The 19,078-nt window shown below is 52.6% G+C and carries 24 protein-coding genes; 5 read left to right on the top strand and 19 right to left on the bottom strand.

Translation table 11 applies throughout. The annotated features are described in order from the left end of the window. Positions 1–12: 12 nt before the first annotated feature. The 11 genes from accB to ACE5KN_RS11225 all read right to left on the bottom strand — a co-directional run bounded on the left by accB (position 13) and on the right by ACE5KN_RS11225 (position 6,896). Complete coding sequence (gene accB / locus ACE5KN_RS11275; RefSeq protein ID WP_375523495.1) at positions 13–504, bottom strand: acetyl-CoA carboxylase biotin carboxyl carrier protein; 492 nt, start codon at positions 502–504, stop codon at positions 13–15. A gap of 45 nt (positions 505–549) precedes the next feature. Beyond that, a complete protein-coding gene (locus ACE5KN_RS11270) occupies positions 550–726 on the bottom strand; it encodes a hypothetical protein (protein ID WP_375523494.1) in 177 nt (58 codons plus the stop codon). 124 nt (positions 727–850) lie between these two features. Continuing rightward, entirely contained in the window at positions 851–1,708 is an 858-nt protein-coding gene (locus tag ACE5KN_RS11265; protein ID WP_375523493.1) for a SpoIIIAH-like family protein, read from the bottom strand. 29 nt (positions 1,709–1,737) lie between these two features. Next, positions 1,738–2,373 carry a stage III sporulation protein AG gene (gene spoIIIAG / locus ACE5KN_RS11260; protein WP_375523492.1) on the bottom strand — a complete coding sequence of 212 codons (636 nt, stop codon included), beginning with the start codon at positions 2,371–2,373 and terminating at the stop codon, positions 1,738–1,740. Between the two features lie 25 nt (positions 2,374–2,398). Next, a complete protein-coding gene (spoIIIAF, locus tag ACE5KN_RS11255; RefSeq protein ID WP_375523491.1) occupies positions 2,399–3,130 on the bottom strand; it encodes a stage III sporulation protein AF in 732 nt (243 codons plus the stop codon). A gap of 96 nt (positions 3,131–3,226) precedes the next feature. Continuing rightward, positions 3,227–4,408, bottom strand: a complete 1,182-nt coding sequence (gene spoIIIAE, locus ACE5KN_RS11250) for a stage III sporulation protein AE (RefSeq protein ID WP_375523490.1) — start codon at positions 4,406–4,408, stop codon at positions 3,227–3,229. Between the two features lie 12 nt (positions 4,409–4,420). Beyond that, a complete protein-coding gene (spoIIIAD, locus tag ACE5KN_RS11245; RefSeq protein WP_355320416.1) occupies positions 4,421–4,810 on the bottom strand; it encodes a stage III sporulation protein AD in 390 nt (129 codons plus the stop codon). Positions 4,811–4,819: 9 nt separating this feature from the next. Continuing rightward, complete coding sequence (spoIIIAC, locus tag ACE5KN_RS11240) at positions 4,820–5,023, bottom strand: stage III sporulation protein AC (RefSeq protein WP_355320417.1); 204 nt, start codon at positions 5,021–5,023, stop codon at positions 4,820–4,822. A 12-nt stretch (positions 5,024–5,035) separates the two neighbouring features. Beyond that, positions 5,036–5,554, bottom strand: coding sequence for a stage III sporulation protein SpoIIIAB (gene spoIIIAB, locus ACE5KN_RS11235; RefSeq protein WP_375523489.1), 519 nt, complete (start codon positions 5,552–5,554; stop codon positions 5,036–5,038). Beyond that, on the bottom strand, positions 5,548–6,534 hold the full coding sequence (spoIIIAA, locus tag ACE5KN_RS11230; RefSeq protein ID WP_375523751.1) for a stage III sporulation protein AA: 987 nt from the start codon (positions 6,532–6,534) through the stop codon (positions 5,548–5,550). Before spoIIIAA ends, spoIIIAB begins: the two co-directional genes overlap by 7 nt. Positions 6,535–6,632: 98 nt before the next feature. Beyond that, positions 6,633–6,896 carry a YqhV family protein gene (locus tag ACE5KN_RS11225; protein ID WP_375523488.1) on the bottom strand — a complete coding sequence of 88 codons (264 nt, stop codon included), beginning with the start codon at positions 6,894–6,896 and terminating at the stop codon, positions 6,633–6,635. Between the two features lie 150 nt (positions 6,897–7,046). Between ACE5KN_RS11225 and comA the strand changes: the two genes are divergently transcribed. The 3 genes from comA (at position 7,047) to ACE5KN_RS11210 (ending at position 9,349) form a co-directional block, all read left to right on the top strand. Continuing rightward, complete coding sequence (gene comA, locus ACE5KN_RS11220; RefSeq protein WP_375523487.1) at positions 7,047–7,877, top strand: phosphosulfolactate synthase; 831 nt, start codon at positions 7,047–7,049, stop codon at positions 7,875–7,877. A gap of 17 nt (positions 7,878–7,894) precedes the next feature. Next, positions 7,895–8,629 carry a 2-phosphosulfolactate phosphatase gene (locus ACE5KN_RS11215; RefSeq protein WP_375523486.1) on the top strand — a complete coding sequence of 245 codons (735 nt, stop codon included), beginning with the start codon at positions 7,895–7,897 and terminating at the stop codon, positions 8,627–8,629. A 255-nt stretch (positions 8,630–8,884) separates the two neighbouring features. Then, a complete protein-coding gene (locus ACE5KN_RS11210) occupies positions 8,885–9,349 on the top strand; it encodes a DUF441 domain-containing protein (protein ID WP_375523485.1) in 465 nt (154 codons plus the stop codon). A gap of 4 nt (positions 9,350–9,353) precedes the next feature. Here ACE5KN_RS11210 and ACE5KN_RS11205 read toward each other — a convergent pair whose 3' ends face one another. The 4 genes from ACE5KN_RS11205 to ACE5KN_RS11190 form a co-directional block, all read right to left on the bottom strand. Then, complete coding sequence (locus ACE5KN_RS11205; RefSeq protein ID WP_375523484.1) at positions 9,354–10,607, bottom strand: aspartate kinase; 1,254 nt, start codon at positions 10,605–10,607, stop codon at positions 9,354–9,356. Between the two features lie 282 nt (positions 10,608–10,889). Continuing rightward, complete coding sequence (gene efp / locus ACE5KN_RS11200) at positions 10,890–11,447, bottom strand: elongation factor P (protein WP_375523483.1); 558 nt, start codon at positions 11,445–11,447, stop codon at positions 10,890–10,892. A 67-nt stretch (positions 11,448–11,514) separates the two neighbouring features. Further along, positions 11,515–12,579, bottom strand: a complete 1,065-nt coding sequence (locus ACE5KN_RS11195; RefSeq protein WP_375523482.1) for a M24 family metallopeptidase — start codon at positions 12,577–12,579, stop codon at positions 11,515–11,517. Positions 12,580–12,669: 90 nt separating this feature from the next. Beyond that, complete coding sequence (locus ACE5KN_RS11190) at positions 12,670–13,176, bottom strand: YqhR family membrane protein (RefSeq protein ID WP_375523481.1); 507 nt, start codon at positions 13,174–13,176, stop codon at positions 12,670–12,672. Positions 13,177–13,454: 278 nt separating this feature from the next. On the opposite strand from ACE5KN_RS11190, the gene ACE5KN_RS11185 reads away from it, so the two are divergent. Further along, positions 13,455–14,447, top strand: a complete 993-nt coding sequence (locus ACE5KN_RS11185) for a DUF1385 domain-containing protein (RefSeq protein WP_375523480.1) — start codon at positions 13,455–13,457, stop codon at positions 14,445–14,447. Between the two features lie 7 nt (positions 14,448–14,454). Continuing rightward, positions 14,455–14,775 carry a hypothetical protein gene (locus ACE5KN_RS11180; protein ID WP_375523479.1) on the top strand — a complete coding sequence of 107 codons (321 nt, stop codon included), beginning with the start codon at positions 14,455–14,457 and terminating at the stop codon, positions 14,773–14,775. A gap of 64 nt (positions 14,776–14,839) precedes the next feature. Here the strand turns inward: ACE5KN_RS11180 and ACE5KN_RS11175 are convergent, their stop codons facing one another. The 4 genes from ACE5KN_RS11175 to ACE5KN_RS11160 form a co-directional block, all read right to left on the bottom strand. Continuing rightward, positions 14,840–15,814, bottom strand: coding sequence for a patatin-like phospholipase family protein (locus ACE5KN_RS11175; protein ID WP_375523478.1), 975 nt, complete (start codon positions 15,812–15,814; stop codon positions 14,840–14,842). An 80-nt stretch (positions 15,815–15,894) separates the two neighbouring features. Next, positions 15,895–17,481 (bottom strand): family 10 glycosylhydrolase, encoded by a 1,587-nt coding sequence (locus ACE5KN_RS11170; protein ID WP_375523477.1) that lies wholly within the window; start codon positions 17,479–17,481, stop codon positions 15,895–15,897. Positions 17,482–17,633: 152 nt separating this feature from the next. After that, positions 17,634–18,059, bottom strand: a complete 426-nt coding sequence (gene mntR / locus ACE5KN_RS11165) for a transcriptional regulator MntR (protein WP_355320430.1) — start codon at positions 18,057–18,059, stop codon at positions 17,634–17,636. A gap of 224 nt (positions 18,060–18,283) precedes the next feature. Next, positions 18,284–19,030, bottom strand: a complete 747-nt coding sequence (locus ACE5KN_RS11160; RefSeq protein ID WP_375523475.1) for a cytochrome c biogenesis CcdA family protein — start codon at positions 19,028–19,030, stop codon at positions 18,284–18,286. Positions 19,031–19,078 lie beyond the last annotated feature (48 nt).

Below are 19,078 nucleotides of genomic sequence, written 5' to 3'. Positions count from 1 at the left end.
TGCGCAAACAGCTTACTCCGGCTTGACCAGAAACAGCGGCTGACCGTACTCCACAAGCTGGCCGTTCTCGGCCAGAACTTCAACAATTTCGCCTTTGACCTCGGCCTCAATCTCGTTCATCAGCTTCATTGCCTCGATGATGCAGACCGTCGTTTTCTCCCCGACCCTGTCGCCTGCGCTGACGAATGGCGCAGCGTCCGGAGAGGACGCTCTGTAGAAGGTCCCTACCATCGGAGATACAATTTTATGTAAATTGGACGCAGGTTCAGCCGCTTGATCCACCGCTGCGGCTGCGGGCTGAGGCTGGGCTGCAGGACTGGACACGATCGCCTGCGAAGCCGCAGCGTAGACAGGTGCCGCCGTCGGTGCCTGAACCGTTACGACCTCACTCTTGCCGGGCTTGCGGATCATCAGGCGAGCACCTTCATTCTCAATCTCCAATTCCTGAACGGACGTCTCATCCACTAGCTTGATCAATTCCTTAATCTCGCTTAATTTAAACATCGCAATTATTCACTCCTTCAGCATTATGCCGGTTGCAGCGCATCTTCACATCAGCATGGCCTGCCGGTCATACAGAACAGGACGCACTGCCGCATGCGCTGCCCGCATCTGTCGCTTGGACAGCCTGACAGCTTTTTGTATTATATCACAATCGACCGAAATAGAAAGAGCCCGGAGTATTGTCTCTCCCGACAACCCCTGATTAATCTTTATCAAAATCATAAACGGGTTTTTAAACCGATTCTTCCCCCGGTAATGGAAAGCAAAATAAAAGATACCGATCAGCTGCCATCGGTATCTTTTATTTTTAGCTGTATATGGCTCCCCATTCAGGAGAATGCGCCTGTTACTCGGATACATACTGAACTTTGATTTTGTCCTGTGTTACATTAAGCTCCTTCATGACTTTATCCACAATGCTTACTGCCTGCTTGGCATCCATTTTGTCGCTCAGCACAACCACTTTGTATACGTCGTTATCCTCTTCCTTGACGACCGCACTGGCAAACTGCTGCTCAAGCTCTTCCTCGATGCCTGTAATTTTCGCCTGCTTGTCTTCAAGCGCCGTCAGTTCCTTCTGAGCCGCCGCCGCTTCCGTGGAGGACTTGTCATTCATAGCCGCCATCAGTTCTTCCTGTTTTTTCTGATTGTTCACCTCGCGCTCAAACAAATAATCGTCGATAACCGCAGCTGCCGTTTCTTTTGCTTCCTGACCCGCTTGCTGCCCTGCCTTAACTTCTTCCAGCACCTGTTCGTCTGTCTTAGCCACTTCCGTCTGCTGTCCGGCGGACTTAGAAGAGCCTTCCGTTCCAGTCGCAGCGGTTTGCCCCTCTGTTCCCTTGGAAGCACCTCCTTCTGTCGCCTGCCCTGTTCCGGAAGCCGTGTCATTGGATGCCGCTGTATCGTTTGACGCTGTATTGTCGGATGCTGTTTCACCAGACGCAGATTCACCAGACGCTGTTTGATCCGATGCTTCTTCACCGGATGCCGCATCAGCACCTTCTGTGACCACCTCATTGACCGTCAGTTCGTCGGAGCCCCCGGTTCCGGGAGCTGCAGCTTTCCCGCCATCCATAACCTGTGCGCTGTCCGCAACCGGATCGGTGGCTGTGCCGGTGTCCTCCGTAAACAAATAGTAGGCTGAAAGCACAACCATCAAGCTAAGCATGGAAACAAGCCAAATCGTTTGTCTTTTATTATTCATTCCAAAACCCTCCTGCCTTTTCTTGTAAATTACTCCTGCTTGCGCGGGACAACCGAGATGCGATATGAAGGGACGTTAAGCCCTTTTTGCACCGCATCCGTGATCAGCTGTTTGACCACCTGATTCTCCGCCCCCTTGGCGACAACAAGAACGCCTCTGACCTTCGGCTTGATTTTCTTCGTAATAATCGGTGTATTTCCTCCGCTGTTCTCATAAGTCACGATTTCCCCGTCACGGGTATACTGGGTTGTGTGACGCTTGCCGCCGCTGGCGTCCGTCTCTTCCGTCTCCTCCTGGGTATCCTTCGTGTTGCGCTGCACGACAATCTCCTCCGTTGAGTCCACCGTTACCATGACATCTACTGCGCCTACACCAACAATTTGCTCCAGCATCGTCTTCATATTATCCTCAAACGTCTTCTCAACCTGATCAAAGGTCCCGGCCTCTTCCGCTGCCGGTTCCAGCACCGGGCTGCTGCCGCCCGCCGGCGGCTCCCGCCCAACGTTTTCGGGGTCGATTTCCCTAACATTCACGAAGGAGTTGAACAGCATGATCGCAACCCCGACCAGCCCAAGGATAAGCAACCAGCGGAACGTATTGAATCGCTTCTGCGCACCAGGCCCCCCGCCGATCCAGCGCTCCCATAGATCCTTCCATTTCCCCAAAACCTCATCACCTCCCGCAGCATGGTCATACTGCTTCCTCCGGGATCAGCACCTGAACCTTATCCATGCCGATTCCCCATTGCTTATGAAGCAGCTCTGCAATCTCCTCCGCTTTCCTGTCTGTCCCTGTCTGCTTCGTTTGCGGCACCGTGTCCTCCCCGTCTGCCGCTTTCGAATCCTGCCCGATTTGGACCTCAATTTCCGTCTCGGGGACTGTCGGGACGGTGACAGGCTCAATGCTTTCAACTGTCTTTTCCCCATCCGGGGGTTTATCCGGATCGTCAGCGGCAGTTTGGCCGGCCAGTTTTACCTTGACCGAGGCAATGCTCGTGCCCGTGCTCATTTCCTCTGCTGTCTGCTTATCCTGCGCAAACGCAACCTCCACCGACTGCACCCTTTCCCCTGTTTCCTGTTCGATCTGTCCCTTCATTTGCCGCGCTACCTCGCCTGCTGCGTATTGCATCGCAGTCTGCTCCTGCTTCTTCTGCAGTTGCTGGCCCTGGGCCAGAATTCGTTCAAGACTCTGCTTTTGTCCGCTTTCGGCCCGTTCTTGGGCCAGGAAAGCCTGGCGCAGTTCAGCGGCCGGATTGCCGCGGAGCAGCTGTGCGATCGGGGAGATCAATGCGAGCAGAACGAGCAGGCTCAGCACAAGCCTGACATACCTTTCCATGGATCGGCTTGGCAGGATCAAATCCACGAACGCGGCCAGCAGCACGACCATGACCAGATGCCTTAACCATTCGCCCAACCACGACATGACCGGTTTCCCCTTTTCCTTCTGCCATCACTTTTCCCGGCTTGAGCCTCAGCACTCCTCTGCCAAGCTTTCGATTTTTGCCTGGAACCATTTTCCTCACCTCATCATAACGGTCATATTTCCTGCAGCGAGCATGATCGTAATCGCCAAAAAAGACATCAGCCCCACTGCCGCCACCGCCCCGAACACAAACAGCATGCTTTTCCCGACAGCCTGCAGGCAGCTGACAATGGGCGTATCACCAAGGGGCTGCATGATGGCTGCGGTCACATTATAGATCAGGGCAAGTGTCAGTATTTTCAAGGCCGGAAAGGCGCATAAAAACAAAATGATGATGACTCCCGCCAGGCCGATCGCATTCTTGACCAGCAGTGACGCGGAAATTACAGTGTCCGCCGCATCCGCTAGCGCCCTGCCTACCACCGGTACAAAATTGCTGGCGACAAATTTGGCGGACCGCAGGGTCATGCCGTCGGTTACCGATGATGTCCAGCCCTGTACGGAAATCACTCCGAGGAATACGGTGAGCAGCGTCCCCAGCAGGCCTGCGGCGATGTTGCGGAGCAGATCCGCGAGCTGGGTAAGCTTGTATTTATCGGATATGGAGCTGACCAGGTGCAGCAGCGCCGAGAAAAACAGCAGCGGAAACACGACGGTATGGATTATCGTGCTGATCGTGTGAATCATGAATACAATCAGCGGATGTGTAACCGATACGGTCACGATGTTGCCCATGGAAGCGAGCAGGGTGAATAGCAGGGGCAGCATGGCCAGCATGAAATCGGTCATGCTGTCGATGGCGTTTTGGGCATATTGGATCGCTACACTGAAGCTGTTGATGGCAATGATGATAATGACCATGTAACACAGCGCGTAGGCGATTTTACTCACCTGGTTTTTCTCGAACGCCGTCTGCAGCGTTTCCATCACCATACTGAGAATGCTCAGCATGACAATGGTCACGAGCAGCTTGGCGTTAATCAGGATTTCATTCCACAGAAAACCGCCGAGCGCCGCCATAACCCCCTGCATACTGAAGCCTTCTCCGCCCGGAAGCAGCATATCCATGAAGGAGGGCATCTTCTGCTGCGGAAAAAAACCTCCGTATTGCTTCATAAGACCGTCCCAGTACCGCTCCACCTCATCCTTTGGAAGCTCCTCCGCCTGCTGCCTGATCCAATCATTCGCCGGAGTTTCCGCCAGAATGATTCCCGCCGATGCGAACCAGAAGCAGATCAGCAAAATCCATACGTTTTTCCCGCTCGGCATAACCCTCATTGCTTTCACCCTTTATGCAGGCATCAGCTTCAATATCGTTTCAATGATGATGCCGATAATCGGCAGGGCCAGCACCATGATCAGCACCTTTCCCGCCATTTCTATTTTTGCCGCAATGCTTTCCTGGCCGGCATCCCTGACAATCTGTGCCCCGAATTCGGCGATATAAGCGATGCCGATAATTTTGAGCACGGTTTTGAAATAAATCATGTCCATTCCCGAGGAGCGCGCCAGCCTTTCCAGCATACTGATGACGGAATCTATTTTTCCGATCAGCATCAGGAAGATCAGAATACCCGTGCCTGCCGCAATGAGAAAAGCGAACATCGGCTTTTGCTCCTTCACGACCAGAATCAGCACCGTGGCGATCAGCCCGAAGCCAACAACCTGAATGATTTCCATATGTTTCACCTACTGGAACAGGAAAATCGATTTGATTTCCTGCAGGAGGTTATCGAGCAGACGAACTACCATAAACAAAACGACAACAAAACCGATGACCGTGACCCAATGCGCCATATCTTCCTTGCCCATTTGCTTCAGGACAGTATGAATCATGGCAATGATGATCCCGATCCCCGCAATTTGGAAGATCGCGTTCACTTCTAAATTCATGCAAGCACCCCGCTAATAGATCAGTATGACGATCAGTGCTCCGATCAGCAGGCCAAGGCTTCTGCTCATTTTTTCATATCTGGCCTGATCAGCCAAAGCGGACGCTTCCTCGTGCTTCAGCTGCTGGGCTGCCAGCTCGATGTGGCGCATCTGATCCGCACGGTCACTGGTCCCGAGGCTGTATGCCAGCTGCATCATCGTGTCCTGCTCGGGCGCCTTCATCGCCGTATGCCGCCAGGCCCTTTCAATCGCTTCATGCAGGCTTTCCCTCGCCGTCCTGCCGGATGGAGGCAGCATGGATGCCGCCGCCTGCTTGAACATGGTCCTGAGCGGTTCTCTTAAAGGCTCGCCCGTTTTGGACAGGGCGTCAGGCAGCGGGGTCACGCCGTAAGAGATTTCAGTTGCAAGGCGCTGCAGCGCAAGGATCAGCTCCCTGATCTGCCTGGGCCTGTCGGCAAACTGTCTGGCCTTCAGCCATCCGCCCACAGTTGCCGCCAGCAGAATCAACGTGGCGCCGATCAGCTTCAGCATGGACCGCTCCCCCCCTTGCCGGTGGCGGTTAAAGACAGCATCCGCTGCTTGGCATCGGCGGCGCGAAAGGAAATTTGCCGGCCCTTGCGTTCAAGCAGAATGTACCGTTCGAACAGCGCCTGTCCTGCCAGTGCCTGAAATGCGGGTCTCCTCGACAGCTCGGACAAATCTCTTCCATGAGCGGAAGCAATGACACTGATGCCGGCATGGAGCGCTTCCTGAATGGCCTCTGCGTCCTCGATGCGCCCGATCTCGTCCACAATGATGACCTCGGGGGACATCGAGCGAATCATCATCATCATGCCTTCAGCTTTCGGGCAGGCGTCCATGACGTCCGTGCGCGGTCCGACATCAAAGCCCGGAATTCCCTTATAGCTGCCGGCAATTTCCGATCGCTCGTCGATAATGCACACCTTCATCCCGCCGGGCGTGTGGCGCCTGCCCGCCGTCCCGGAGCTGATCTGTCTTGCCAGATCCCGCAGCAGCGTCGTTTTACCTTGCTGGGGCGGCGACAGCACCAGCGTGTGCAGCACCCGGCCGGACCTTTCGTCAAGCACATAAGGCAGCACAGGATCGGCAATACCGGGGACGGCCCGCGCAATTCTGACATTAAAGCCGCTGATATCCCGCAAATGCTCAACCTTGCCGCCGCTCAGCACCGCCCTGCCGGCTAGTCCAATCCGGTGCCCTCCGGGGATGGTGATGAAGCCTTTACGCAGCTCTTCTTCCATCGTGTACAGGGAGTGGTTGCTGATCAAATCAAGAAGACGGCTCGTATCCTCCTTGTCCGGCCGGTAAGCTTCCCCGGGCTGCAGCGTCATCCTGCCACCGGGGGTAAGGAAGTGATGCTCGCCGCTGCTGTTGATTTCCAGCGGTCTATTCTCTCTGATCCGGACTTCTTCGAGGCGGTCGAACACTGTCTGCGGAAGTCTGCGGAGCATGCTTCTCACCGGTTCGGGAAAAAGGTCTAACCAATCCATTGCCATAAGAGGACCCCTCCGCTGTTGTGGTTATGATCCAGTCTGATCTTATGACAAGTCTATGCTTGGACCGGTCGAATATGACGCTCTTCTATCTATCATTTTTTTAAAATACCAAACATGAGGCAGGCGACACCGCATCCAACCCACATCAGCTTGTCCCATGACAGCTTGTCCGCCATACCCACCAGACCGATCGTCGTTGTCGTAAGCAGCACCAACGGCCCTACCATGGCCAGACCCGTGTTGACAATCAGCGCTTTCTCGACCTGGTTCAGCCTCAGCATAATCAACGCTGCAGCAATTTCTATACAGCCGGACAACAGGCGAATCATCCCCATTCCGGCTACGAATTTGTCCAATACCGTACCCTCCTTCCGTTTCTGCCCTGCTAATAGATAGATATGCAAGAGTGTGAGAAATTAGTTCTCACTGAATAGGCACCGGGCCAAAACTTCCGGCATATATTGACCCATGAAAAACAGGGATTTAATTACAAGGAGGCTTTACCGATGAGAGAAGCTCAATCGGACCGCTGGCATCCGGCTCTCCAGGACCCCGCGGGAGGCAGAACGGGCACAGCCGGCGGCACCGGAAAAACCATGGTCATGGACAAAGGGCTCGGGCCCAATGCTTTCAGCGATCTGCTTCGCATGTCCTCACCGTATATCGATATCATTAAACTGGGCTTCGGCACTGCGGTCCTGACTCCGGACGATATCCTGCTGTCCAAAATCGATCATGCCAAAAGCCAGGGCATACTCATCATGACCGGCGGCACTTTGCTGGAGACCGCCCTGGCACTAGGCTTGCAGAATGAGTTTCTGGCCCAGCTCCGGCAGTTCGGATTCAACGCTCTGGAAATATCGGACGGCAGCTTTCCGATGACACGCCAGAAGAGGTCCGAACTGATTCTGCGCGGGCAGGATATGGGGTTCACCGTCATTACGGAGTATGGCAAAAAGCTGGGCGGTCAGCCGCTCGCCATAAAACACTTTGTGGAGACGGCAGCCATCGATCTCGAACTCGGAGCCGAACTGGTCATTATTGAAGGAAGAGAATCAGGAAGCGGAGCGGGTGTCTATAACGCGGACGGAAGCTTGAAGGAGCAGGATTTCAAGAGCATTCTGCAGGTTATGTCCTCACCCGAAAAGGTCATGTGGGAGGCTCCACGTAAAGAACAGCAGGTTTTTCTGCTGCAGACGCTGGGCCCGAATGTACATCTGGGCAACATCTCATTTCAGGATGTAACCGCTCTGGAGGCGCTGCGGAGGGGGCTGCGTGGAGACACCGCCTGCTGGGTGACAAACCCGACAGCCGATATCGAGGGGAAGCTTAATTGAAATGAGGAGGCACCAGAATGCGCATTGATGTAATCGGGAGTGTCAATGAAGTTATAGCGGAAGAAGCTGCCAATAAATGTGTGGTGGTAATCGACGTGCTGCGGGCGACCAGCACGATTGTAACGGCGCTCGCGAATGGAGCGGACTGTGTGGTGCCTGTCGAGACGGTCCCTCAGGCCAGACAATGGAAACAGCCGGATGTGTGGCTTGGCGGCGAACGGTACTGCCGCAAAATCGCGGGCTTTGATGCAGGCAATTCGCCGGAAGAGTACACCGGCCAGGCTGTCCAGGGCAAGCGGGTTGTACTGACAACGTCCAACGGGACGCGCGCATTTTTCAAGGCCCACCGCGCTGCATGCATTCTTGCCGGTTCATTTCTCAATTTAAGCGCCTGCGCCGAGGCGGTGAAATCGATCGGCCGCAACACTATGATCATCTGTGCAGGCAGCCAGGACCGGTTTGCATTGGAGGACGGATTATGCGCAGGGTATATGATTGATGAAGTGTATAAAACACTTGGAGAGGACCTGGAGCTCAATGATTTCGGGAAAATGCTGCACTTTGCCGCCCGGCACACCAAAACCGAGCTGGTTCAACTGATTCGGGACTGCAGCGGCGGCCAGCGGCTGAGACAGCTGGGATATGATGAAGACATTGAATTTTGCGCGCGCGTGGATCTGTATTCCGTCGTACCCGCCCTCGACCAGGATCATGCCATTCGGCCGTTCGCCGCGGCCAAGGTCGCTTCCTAGCTTGTTCTAAATTTCAAACACGGCGACATACACTGATAGAGGTTGTTCAAAAAGTCATCTTTTGATCACGAAGTCAATCAGGAAGCGGACTCGACATCGAATCTTGAATTCAGCCGGGACTTCCGGTGCTCACGTACCCCTAGTACGCTCCGCTCCTCAGTCCCTAGCTTCATCCAATCTTCTCGGTGCTGAAAACCTGACTTTTTGAACATACACTGATAACATGACAGATATGGACTGGAGTGTCGCCGCTTTATGAACGGAGAAATAATCCTTGTCATCCTTATTGTCGTCGGCTTGGTCGGCCGGTCACCGATCATTACAACCGCCGCCTGCCTGCTGCTGGTCATGAAGCTTGTTCACCTGGAAAGATATCTGCCCTCCATGGAGCGCAGAGGGCTGGAGTTTGGCCTTCTTTTTCTGACCATCGGTGTGCTCGTGCCGTTTGCGCAGGAAAAAGTAACTCTCCGGGACATTACGGATACGCTGACAACCTGGCCGGGCATTGTTGCATTGGCGGGCGGGGCAATCGCCACTTATATGAACGGAAAAGGACTCGCCATGTTAAAAATAGACCCACAAATGATTGTGGGTCTTGTGCTCGGTTCAATCCTCGGGATTGTATTTCTGCGCGGCATTCCTGTCGGGCCATTGATGGCGGCGGGAATCACCGCTTTTTTGCTGAAAGTGACGCAGTGGATTGCGGACAAGCTGTCCTGACCGTTTAACGGCGGTCCTGAGGCCCCCCGACAAACACCTGCTCTTCCGTATCCAGGTTGTATGCCGTATGCAGTGCCTTGACGACTTCCTGCAGCTTGCCTGCTTCAATGACGCAGGACACCTTGATTTCCGATGTGCTTACCATCTTGATGCTGACGCCGAGCTTGGAGAGCGCCCCGAACATTTGTGCCGCCACACCGGGATGGCTGACCATGCCTGCACCGACAATAGACACCTTCACCAGTCCATCCTCCGTGTTAACCTCCCTGTAAGGAATTACTTTCCGGATCCCTTCCAGCACGCTGAGCGCCCGCTGCTGATCCGACAGAGCAACCGTAAAGGAGAAATCCGCTTTGCCATCCAGTACCCCGCTTTGCACGATGATATCGACGTCAATTTTGGCTTCCGCCAGGGCCCCGAAGACCGTTGCCAGCACGCCGGGCACATCCTCAACTCCCAGAATGCTGATTCGTGCTACATTTTTATCATAGGCAATACCGCTTACTACTACACCCTGTTCCATGACTGCTTCCTCCTTCACAAGCGTTCCTTCATTATGATTAAAACTGGACCGTACAATCAGCCGCACGTTGTTATGCTTGGCATACTCCACAGCACGTGGATGAAGCACCGCTGCGCCGAGATTGGCAAGCTCCAGCATTTCATCATAAGAAATTTCCTTCAGCTTGCGCGCACATTTGACGATGCGCGGATCGGTAGAATAGACACCGTCCACATCGGTATAAATCTCACAGGCATCCGCCTTGATCGCAGCCGCCAGAGCGACAGCCGTCGTATCGGAGCCCCCTCTGCCAAGCGTCGTAATCTCTCCGTCCTCCGATATGCCCTGAAAGCCGGCCACAATGACGATTTTTTGCTCTTCCAATGCCTTGAGCACGCGATCCGGGCGAATATCGATAATTCTGGCCTTGCCATGCTCGGCCTCGGTCAGAAACCCGGCCTGCCATCCCGTAAATGAAACAGCGGAACGGCCCAGCTGATGTATCGCCATAGACAGCATCGCGATCGATATCTGTTCGCCTGTCGTCATGAGCATATCCATCTCACGCGCAGGCGGCTCATCATTCAGAAGCTTGGCCTGATCTATCAAATCATCCGTTGTATCTCCCATCGCAGACACAACGACCACGCATTGATGCCCTTCATCCTGCTTCTCAACGATGCGTTTGGCAACACGCTTCATTCGCTCCGTATCCCCTACAGAGCTGCCTCCAAACTTCATGACATACAAAGACAAGCCTATTCACTCCCTCAAACTGAACGTATGTAGCGCAATCAGGTCTGTTTAGCCCTCCACAAATACCTTATATGATTGGGCACAACTTTAATACAGTATAATACGAAAGTATTTCCTTGTTCCAATGTTTTTTGATAAGATATTTGAATGCATTAATTCCCTGGAATAAGCTTCCTAATATCGCAAGAAAAACTTCCGCTAAGCTGTCGTAAACCAGTATGTGATTACAAAAAATCCCCTGCACCGCAAGGGCAGAGGATTTTGGGTTCCAGGGTTACCGGATTAGGCGCGGGACATGTACTTGCCGTCGCGCGTATCGATCAACAGTACATCATCCTGGTTGATGAACAATGGAACCTGAACGTTAAGGCCAGTTTCAAGCTTGGCGTTCTTCGTAGCGCCTGTAGCCGTGTTCCCTTTAATGCCTGGCTCCGTTTCAACCACTTTCAGCTCAACGCTTGTTGGCAGGTTAATACCCAGAATCTCGCCGTTGTAGCTGATGATGTTCACGTTCATGTTTTCTTTCAGGAAGTTCAACTCCCATTCCAGCTGCTTGCTGGTCAGGGTAAACTGGTCGTAGGTTTGGTTATCCATAAACGTATGCTCATCACCGCTGGCATACAGATAAGATACGCCACGGTTTTCGATTTGCGCACGCCCGATCGTCTCGCCTGCACGGAAAGTACGCTCTACAGTGTTGCCGTTGCGCAAATTTTTCAGTTTCGAGCGCACAAATGCCGCGCCTTTACCCGGCTTGACATGCTGAAAATCAAGTACTGTGAAGATGTCGCCGTCTACCTCTACGGTCAGGCCTGTTTTAAAATCGTTAACGTTAATCAAAGAATAACCCCTCCTACAGGATCAGTAAAATAAATCCGCACGCAACTATGTCGTACAGAGATAAGCTTTAAACAACCGTGAATTGCTTGCTAGCTTTCGTCAGCACCCGAATACCGTCAGCCATAATTACAATATCATCCTCGATCCGCACACCGCCAAGTCCCGGCAGGTAAATTCCGGGCTCAACCGTAACCACCATTCCCGGCTGCAGCACATCGTCACTCAGCTTGGACAGGCGTGGAGCCTCATGAACCTCCATCCCCAAACCGTGGCCGGTACTGTGGCCGAACTGGTCGCCGTAACCGTATTTGCTGATGATATCCCGGGCGAGCGCATCGGCTTCGCGTCCGGTCATTCCGGCTTTGATATGTTCCAGAGTATGGAGCTGAGCCTCCAGTACGATATCATAGATTTCCTTTAACTGCGGTTGAAGATTGCCGGTTGCTACCGTACGGGTCAGGTCCGAGCAGTAGCCGTCCAACAGCGCGCCAAAATCAAAGGTGATCAGCTCATTCTCCCGGATGACCTTGTCGCTCGCACGACCATGGGGCATGGCCGAGCGTTCACCTGAGGCAACAATGGTGTCGAACGAAGAAGATGCGGCTCCATGCTTGCGCATGAAAAATTCAAGCTCAAGATCCAATTCCCGTTCCGTAACCCCTGGTTTGATGAGCGGCAGGACATGCGCGAACGCCGCATCTGCCAGATCGGCGGCACGCTGCATCACTTCAATCTCGCCTTCATCCTTGATGATGCGAAGCTTCTCGATGATGCCGGAAACCGGAACAAGCTTAACCGGTCCCAACTGCTCTGCATAGGCTCCATGGGTTCCGAACGTAACATGATCCTGCTCAAAGCCCAGCTCGCTGATCTGTTCGGATTGGAGCAGCTCCTTCACCGTATCCATAACCTGCGAAGCATGCTCTATTACAGTAAATCCCTTCGCTTGCTCGGAAGCCTGGGTCATATAACGGAAATCCGTCAGGAAAAAGCTCCCTGTTTCTGTAATGAGCACATAACCGGCCGAGCCTGTAAATCCTGTCAAATAGCGGCGGTTTACAGGACTTGCTACCAGCATGGCACGCAAATTCCGCTCTTCCATTGCCTGACGCAGTTTCAATACTCTCTCCATCGGCCAGTCCTCTCTTTCACCTTCAAGAAATCACCAAATTATTTTAACACAAGCTGTGGCCGCTTGAGAAGTTTTAGTTGCATCTTCAGCTTACGCCGCTTCCTCGCGCAGCCGCTCATCCGTAAATTCAAACGCAACCGTATAACCGATAAAAAGCCCCCACAGCAAAAAAACGCAAAATTCGGACACTAGCGTATCCCATGTAAGCTTGGTAACCGGGGGAAGCATGCCGAGCAGCGGTCCGGCCCATACAAAGAGCACCACCCAGCATAAAGCGCCGAAAACCAGACCGGGATAAGGTCCCTTCAGCTTGCGCAGCAAGGCTGTATAAAGGAAAGTTATAATCATGGAAAACGCAATAAAAAAGAGCAGCCCAATCAAATGTCCGGCAGCGGTCTTCATGAACGAGTGTTTAAAAAAGGGCTCTGCAATAAAACCGGGAAGGACAACGGTAAAGTGCAGAATATAAAACAGCCAGCGCACCAATCCCCAGATCAACCCGGCAAAAAAACCGAGCTGAAGGGAAAACCGGAGCGGTGAAGTTAGCCCTTGGCCGGTCGGACGCGCACCGCGATCGCCTTTTGCTATCGAGCTCATGCCGAACCTCCTCTGCTTTTTGCGGCTTGTAATATCGTTTCCGAGACTATAGTATGTACAATCCCCGGCAGCTTCATTAGGAAATATCGTCAGTTTTTCCCTGAGTCTCATTTGCCCTATCCTGTCTCAACTAGAAATCGCCCGCAAAATTCGATACAATAAAAACAATCAGGCTGATCTGACAGAGGAGCTGCCCTGCAGCGCTTTTTGCAGCATACACAATATTAAATCAGGGAACATATTCAGAACGATATTCCCGGAAACGGAAGGTGAACCGGTTGTCTCAAACATCGAAGCCCGTCAGTTATGGGGGCCAGGCGGTTATAGAAGGCGTGATGTTCGGCGGCAAGCGGGTCAATGTTACGGCAGTCCGCCGCAAGAACGGTGACATAACTTTTCTGGAGGTGCCGCGCCGGGAAAGTCCGCTGCTCAACAAGCTGCGCAGAGTTCCGCTGCTGCGCGGTATTGTCAGCATTATCGATGCCAGCGCCAAAGGCACGAAGCATTTGAACTATTCGGCTGATGCTTATGCTGAAGATGAAATGGACCCGGAAGAACGGGCAGCGCAGAAGGAGAAAGAGGAATCCAAGTGGAGTCTGAGCATGATCATCGGTGTTGCCGCCATCGGAATTCTATCATTCCTGTTCGGCAAGCTGGTGCTGACGCTCGTACCTGTCGTTGTGGAGGATTTTCTGTTCGGAGGCATGTTCACCAGTCAAATCGGCCATAACCTGGCCGAAGGCGTGATCAAGCTGATTCTGCTGTTAGCCTATCTGTGGGGAATTTCCCAGACTCCAATGATCAAGAGGCTGTTCCAGTACCACGGAGCGGAGCATAAAGTGATCAGCGCTTATGAGGCAGGCGTCGAGCTCACGCCGGAGAACGTGCAGAAATTCAGCCGACTTCATTACCGGTGCGGCAGCAGCTTTATCATGCTTACGGTCATCATCGGCGTCATCGTATATTCTTTGTTCACTTATGAAAGTATATGGGAACGCATGGGACAGCGCATTATCCTGCTCCCGGTCGTATTGGGGCTCTCATTCGAATTTCTCAAGCTGACAAATTCGCTTCGTGACGTTCCCGTGCTGCGTTACTTGGGTTATCCGGGTTTGTGGCTCCAGCTTCTTACCACGAAAGAACCGACCAATGATCAAGTGGAGGTCTCCATCGCTTCTTTCCAACGGATGCTTTCCCTTGACGCTGAACTGGAGAAAGCACCTGTAGAGGAAAGGTTGAACAGCCCGTCTCTTGATCCTGTGAAAGGATGAGATCAATATGAACAAACAGGCATTCGTATTTTGGGGATTCATCGCGCTGGCCATTGTGGGAACGGCATTCTCCATCATCCGTGGGGATTTAGGGATGTTGAGCGTGCTCCTCATCCCATTGATCGTCTTTGGTATCGTGCTGCTGCTGTACAGATTCCCGCCCCGCCGGGCGGCCAAGACCCCAAAAATCAAACCTTCCGCAAAAACGATGGCCAAAGCAGCCGGTGGCCGCAAGCCGACTGCAGCCAAAAAGCGCAAGGAATATCCCTTCTACGTCATTGAAGGCCAGAAGGGAAAAAACAATGACGATGTGCCCAAGTATCATTAACAAGTCTCAGACACAGCAAGCACCTGACCGTTTTCTAACGGCAGGTGCTTTTTTTGCTGCTTTTTCATACTAAAATCCGCTCTTTGGTTAGCTTCAACTTTTTGAAATGCGACTGATAGGCAGTGATGCTCCAGTTGCGGAAGAAATCATTGCCGGCCTTAAGGCCCGAAGCGAACAGCATCTCGCTCTGCTCTAGGGTGATATCGAATTCAGTGGTGCGAACGCCAAGTGTGGGGATTTTCACGGTACGAAAACGGTTCACCTGCTCGATATATCGCTCATCATGCGCCGACAGCATCGTATCGACAATAGCCTGCAGCATGCTGAGCGGTCCGCGGATTACGGATGACTTGGTCTCGTTTTTACCGACCATCTGAAAGCCGACCGTCGGAATGGCTTCTGCCGGATTGGCCCATTCCTGATCAAACAGCCACAAGGGGAGGTTGCTTAACATGGCTCCGTCCACAATATACACAAACTGCTCCGCGAAGGACTTGCCTTTGGCCTTTTTGGCGTCCAGGCGCAACATCACCGGATCAAAAAAATAGGGGATGCTTGTACTCATGCGAATGGCTTTCGCCACTTCGAATGAAGGCGGTTCCACATTAAAAAGCTCCATATCGTCCGGCAGCACCATAATGCGTCCGTTGGTAATATCTGAGGCTATTAAACGAAGCTTGCCTGATGGAAGATCGCCAAAGTACCGGATTCCCTTCGCCTTTAACAGCTCTCTAACCCACTGCTCCAGTACCTCTCCCGAATAAAGTCCTTTCTTTAACCAGATCCGGGCGGCCGGTCCAATCCATTTCACGTTAAAAAGGGGGGAACGGTGCAGCAGCCTGACAAAAGGAGTCGTTTCAATGACCTCCCTCATCTCCTGCGCCGTATAACCCGCCGCAACAAGAGAAGCTACAATGGATCCGGAGGAGGTTCCCGCGACTCTGTTGAATTTTACCCCGTTTTGTTCAGCCGCTTTCACTGCGCCAGCGAGGGATATGCCTTTCATTCCACCGCCTTGAAATACAGCATTAATCAGCATATGAATAACCCCCGTTCTCTCCGCAGCAGTTGACAATCGCTACACTGCTTATGTATGAGCACGGGGGCTGAATTATGACCTTATTCGTTATAATAAGACTGTAAAAGTGAATGAAGTCCAAGCGATTTTTTCCGCAAATATTGTGCACTGAAGAAAATATCGCCTTTAACCTCGGAATAATTCTCGTTCCATTGCAACTGGTCGATAATCTGCTGTGCGGTCTGCCAGCCCTGTTCCGACGTACCAATCTTGTAAGGCGCGTGACCGACATAAAGCTTGACGTTTGTCCCCTCTACCTCGTCTGACCACCAGGAAACGAGCTTGTCATAGGCTGCTGCGGAATAACCGATGCTCCAGTAAATTTGCGGAGCGATATAGTCCACCCAGCCTTCCTTGATCCATTTCCGGACATCGGCATAGGTTGTGCCGTAGGCCGTTACCCCTGCACGTGTGTCGGGGCCAGTTGCATCATCCGCTTTATTGCGCCACACACCAAACGGACTGATGCCGAACTGCAAATCCCGTTTGGCCGCATGAACCTCTGCTCCGAGCTCCTTAACAAAACGGTTGATATTATCCCTGCGCCAGTCCCCTTTATTCAAGCCGCCATCATTATAAGAAGCGTAAGTGGCGTCATCTTTAAAGGTTCCGCTGTAAGGATAAAAGTAATCGTCCAGATGCACACCGTCTATATCGTACTTGTTTACAACCTCCATGATGTCATCGATGATCTGCTGTCTAGCGGCAGGGATACCCGGATTGATATAAAGCTGAGATCCTGTATTCACAATCCAGTCGGGATGCTGAACCGCTACGTGGTTAGCTGCAAGCCCGGCCGTACTGGCGGTTGTGCTCGCTCTGAACGGGTTGAACCAGGCGTGGAATTCCATTCCCCGTTTATGCGCCTCCTCAATCATAAAAGCCAGGGGGTCATAACCCGGTGATTTTCCCTGAACGCCAGTCAAATATTTGCTCCAAGGCACCGTATCAGACGGATAAATGGCATCCGCGCTTACCCTGACCTGAACAAAAACTGCGTTGATCCCCATGCCGGCCAGCTCATCCAGCAGGCTGGTAAATTCCTTCTGCTGCGCAGCCATGCTGTTTTTTGTCGATGGCCAGTCCCCATTGATGGTGGACACCCAGGCCCCTCTCATCGACCCGGGAGCGTTAACCTCTGTCGCGGTTTCATTCTGCTCCCCGGAAACGGGAACGGCAGCGGTTGCTCCGCTTGACAGTGTTATCGTCCTTGCAGCAGCATTCCAGTTCACTTCCAGTCCCAATTCTTCACCTATAAAACGAAGGGGCACCATAGCTCTTCCAAATTTCATTTCCACCGGACTGTCCAGTGGCACGTTCGCTCCGTCAACGATGGCCGAGCCGGAGCCTGAAGTCATGGTTAACACTTTGTCATTACCGGTAATGGTCACTGTGGATGTAGCCTGCGACCATCCCACCTGTGCGCCAAGTCCCTGGCTGATCACGCGCAGCGGCACCATGGTGACTCCGTCGCCCTGCTTTATGTACGGTGATACATCCGAATCAAGCTTACCCCCATCGAGATAGATTTCAATCTCCTTGGCCGGAGCAGCCAGTATCTGCCAGGCCCCTGTCTGCAGAGTCAGTACAACCAGCAGAGCAGCGATCAACCACTTCAAACGCTTCATGTTCCAGAACCTCCAAAAAGCTAGTCTTGTCCCTTTTTCACGCTATGTATATGCAGCGCTCTCTATCTATATAATGGATAGACGTAATTTACCAGAGGATGTTGCGGCAGCAGCAAAATAAAAAGCATCTGCCCTTGCGGACGGATGCCCGTTTAAGATTCTTCAGCCGTTTCTTTCTGAAGATCACGCAGCTGCTGCAGCCTGGTCGCATCCCGCTCGAAATACTCGACCAGCGTCTCAATGCAAGTGATGGAATCCCAGCTCAGATGATGCTCAATGCCTTCCACATCTTTGTAAATATGCTCTTCTCTGACCCCGATCATACCGAGAAACTGTTCAAGGAGATGGTGACGGTCCACCAGACGCTTGCCGACCTTTTTCCCTTTCGGGGTCAGGATCAGCCCCCGGTATTTCTCATACACCAGGTACTCGTCCTTGTCCAGCTTTTGAATCATTTTGGTGACTGATGAAGGGTGAACCTCAAGTCCTTCCGCAATATCCGACACACGGGCATAACCCTTTTCATCAATAAGTTTGTAAATCCTTTCGAGATAATCCTCCATGCTTGGCGTTGGCATCTGCTTCCCTCATTTCTATTATTCCAACCATTGCTGTCCGCCGTATGACTGCTTAAATAATGATACATGTTCTCATTACCCATTGGCAAGTCCTGCAAGGTGTACCCCCTTGTATTCCCACGTTTGCAGGAATTCATGCAGCCGGATGAACAGCAAAACGCTCTGCGAGAGCTGATCACAGAGCGTATTTTCGAGCATTTTCCAAAAAGTTGGAATGGATGGCTTTACATAAGCCATTGAGGATTAAAACGCTGCAGGAACAAGGACAGCCTGCTCCAGTGATCCGTCAGCAGCAGAATGCCGGTTGCTAGCAGCATCAAACCACCGAGCTTCATCAGGGCAGAGCTGTACCAGGCTTGCGGCCTGATTTTTCCGGCATAGAAGGCGAGAATGAAAAAAGGAAGGGCAAACCCTGCCGCATAGCCTGTGACCAGTAGAAACCACGTGCTGTGCTCAACCGCTGCCAGAGCGATAATCGCTGTCAGCATAGGGCCGATGCAGGGAGACCAGCCTGCCGCAAAGCCGATTCCCACAGCGAAGGATCTAAGGTAACCAACCTGTTTACGGGCAGCGGAGATGCGGTAATCCTTCATTAGCGGTACGGGTCTCAGCCAGCCGAGCGCAACAAGCCCCATCGTCATCATCAACAGGGCGGAAATCAGGCGCAGCCCATCCTTGTGCATGTGAAACCAGGACCCGAGCATCCCCGCTCCCGCTCCGAGCGAATAAAAAACAGCCGAAAACCCCATAACAAAAGCCAGCGTGTGTGTTATTGCGCGAACACGGTGCTCGTGGGATGCTTCTTGCTTTGCTGCTGGCGTGAAGTTCATACCTGTAAGATATGAGAGATAAGCAGGGTACAAGGGAAGACTGCAGGGAGACGCAAATGAAACAAGCCCTGCCGCAAATGCTACACCGATATGGATATCCAGAATGTTCACCCCGCTTGTATACTCACTTAATGTGAGCATACGCTCCCCTGCCGCTGAATATGAGAGATGGTACTTGAAAGAAAATCG

It is taken from the genome of Paenibacillus terreus, assembly GCF_042138595.1.
GTDB classification, from domain to species: domain Bacteria; phylum Bacillota; class Bacilli; order Paenibacillales; family Paenibacillaceae; genus Paenibacillus; species Paenibacillus terreus.
The sequence above is the reverse complement of the archived record's forward strand: the minus strand, read 5'-3'. Positions and strand labels throughout refer to the sequence as shown.

Coding starts and splice junctions, on each gene's coding strand:
- accB (WP_375523495.1), bottom strand. CDS start 504: ATGTTTAAATTAAGCGAGATTAAGGAATTGATCAAGCTAGTGGATGAG.
- ACE5KN_RS11270 (WP_375523494.1), bottom strand. CDS start 726: ATGATTTTGATAAAGATTAATCAGGGGTTGTCGGGAGAGACAATACTC.
- ACE5KN_RS11265 (WP_375523493.1), bottom strand. CDS start 1,708: ATGAATAATAAAAGACAAACGATTTGGCTTGTTTCCATGCTTAGCTTG.
- spoIIIAF (WP_375523491.1), bottom strand. CDS start 3,130: ATGTCGTGGTTGGGCGAATGGTTAAGGCATCTGGTCATGGTCGTGCTG.
- spoIIIAE (WP_375523490.1), bottom strand. CDS start 4,408: ATGAGGGTTATGCCGAGCGGGAAAAACGTATGGATTTTGCTGATCTGC.
- spoIIIAD (WP_355320416.1), bottom strand. CDS start 4,810: ATGGAAATCATTCAGGTTGTTGGCTTCGGGCTGATCGCCACGGTGCTG.
- spoIIIAC (WP_355320417.1), bottom strand. CDS start 5,023: ATGAATTTAGAAGTGAACGCGATCTTCCAAATTGCGGGGATCGGGATC.
- spoIIIAB (WP_375523489.1), bottom strand. CDS start 5,554: ATGCTGAAGCTGATCGGCGCCACGTTGATTCTGCTGGCGGCAACTGTG.
- spoIIIAA (WP_375523751.1), bottom strand. CDS start 6,534: ATGGATTGGTTAGACCTTTTTCCCGAACCGGTGAGAAGCATGCTCCGC.
- comA (WP_375523487.1), top strand. CDS start 7,047: ATGAGAGAAGCTCAATCGGACCGCTGGCATCCGGCTCTCCAGGACCCC.
- ACE5KN_RS11215 (WP_375523486.1), top strand. CDS start 7,895: ATGCGCATTGATGTAATCGGGAGTGTCAATGAAGTTATAGCGGAAGAA.
- ACE5KN_RS11210 (WP_375523485.1), top strand. CDS start 8,885: ATGAACGGAGAAATAATCCTTGTCATCCTTATTGTCGTCGGCTTGGTC.
- ACE5KN_RS11195 (WP_375523482.1), bottom strand. CDS start 12,579: ATGGAGAGAGTATTGAAACTGCGTCAGGCAATGGAAGAGCGGAATTTG.
- ACE5KN_RS11190 (WP_375523481.1), bottom strand. CDS start 13,176: ATGAGCTCGATAGCAAAAGGCGATCGCGGTGCGCGTCCGACCGGCCAA.
- ACE5KN_RS11180 (WP_375523479.1), top strand. CDS start 14,455: ATGAACAAACAGGCATTCGTATTTTGGGGATTCATCGCGCTGGCCATT.
- ACE5KN_RS11175 (WP_375523478.1), bottom strand. CDS start 15,814: ATGCTGATTAATGCTGTATTTCAAGGCGGTGGAATGAAAGGCATATCC.
- ACE5KN_RS11170 (WP_375523477.1), bottom strand. CDS start 17,481: ATGAAGCGTTTGAAGTGGTTGATCGCTGCTCTGCTGGTTGTACTGACT.
- mntR (WP_355320430.1), bottom strand. CDS start 18,059: ATGCCAACGCCAAGCATGGAGGATTATCTCGAAAGGATTTACAAACTT.
- ACE5KN_RS11160 (WP_375523475.1), bottom strand. CDS start 19,030: ATGCTCACATTAAGTGAGTATACAAGCGGGGTGAACATTCTGGATATC.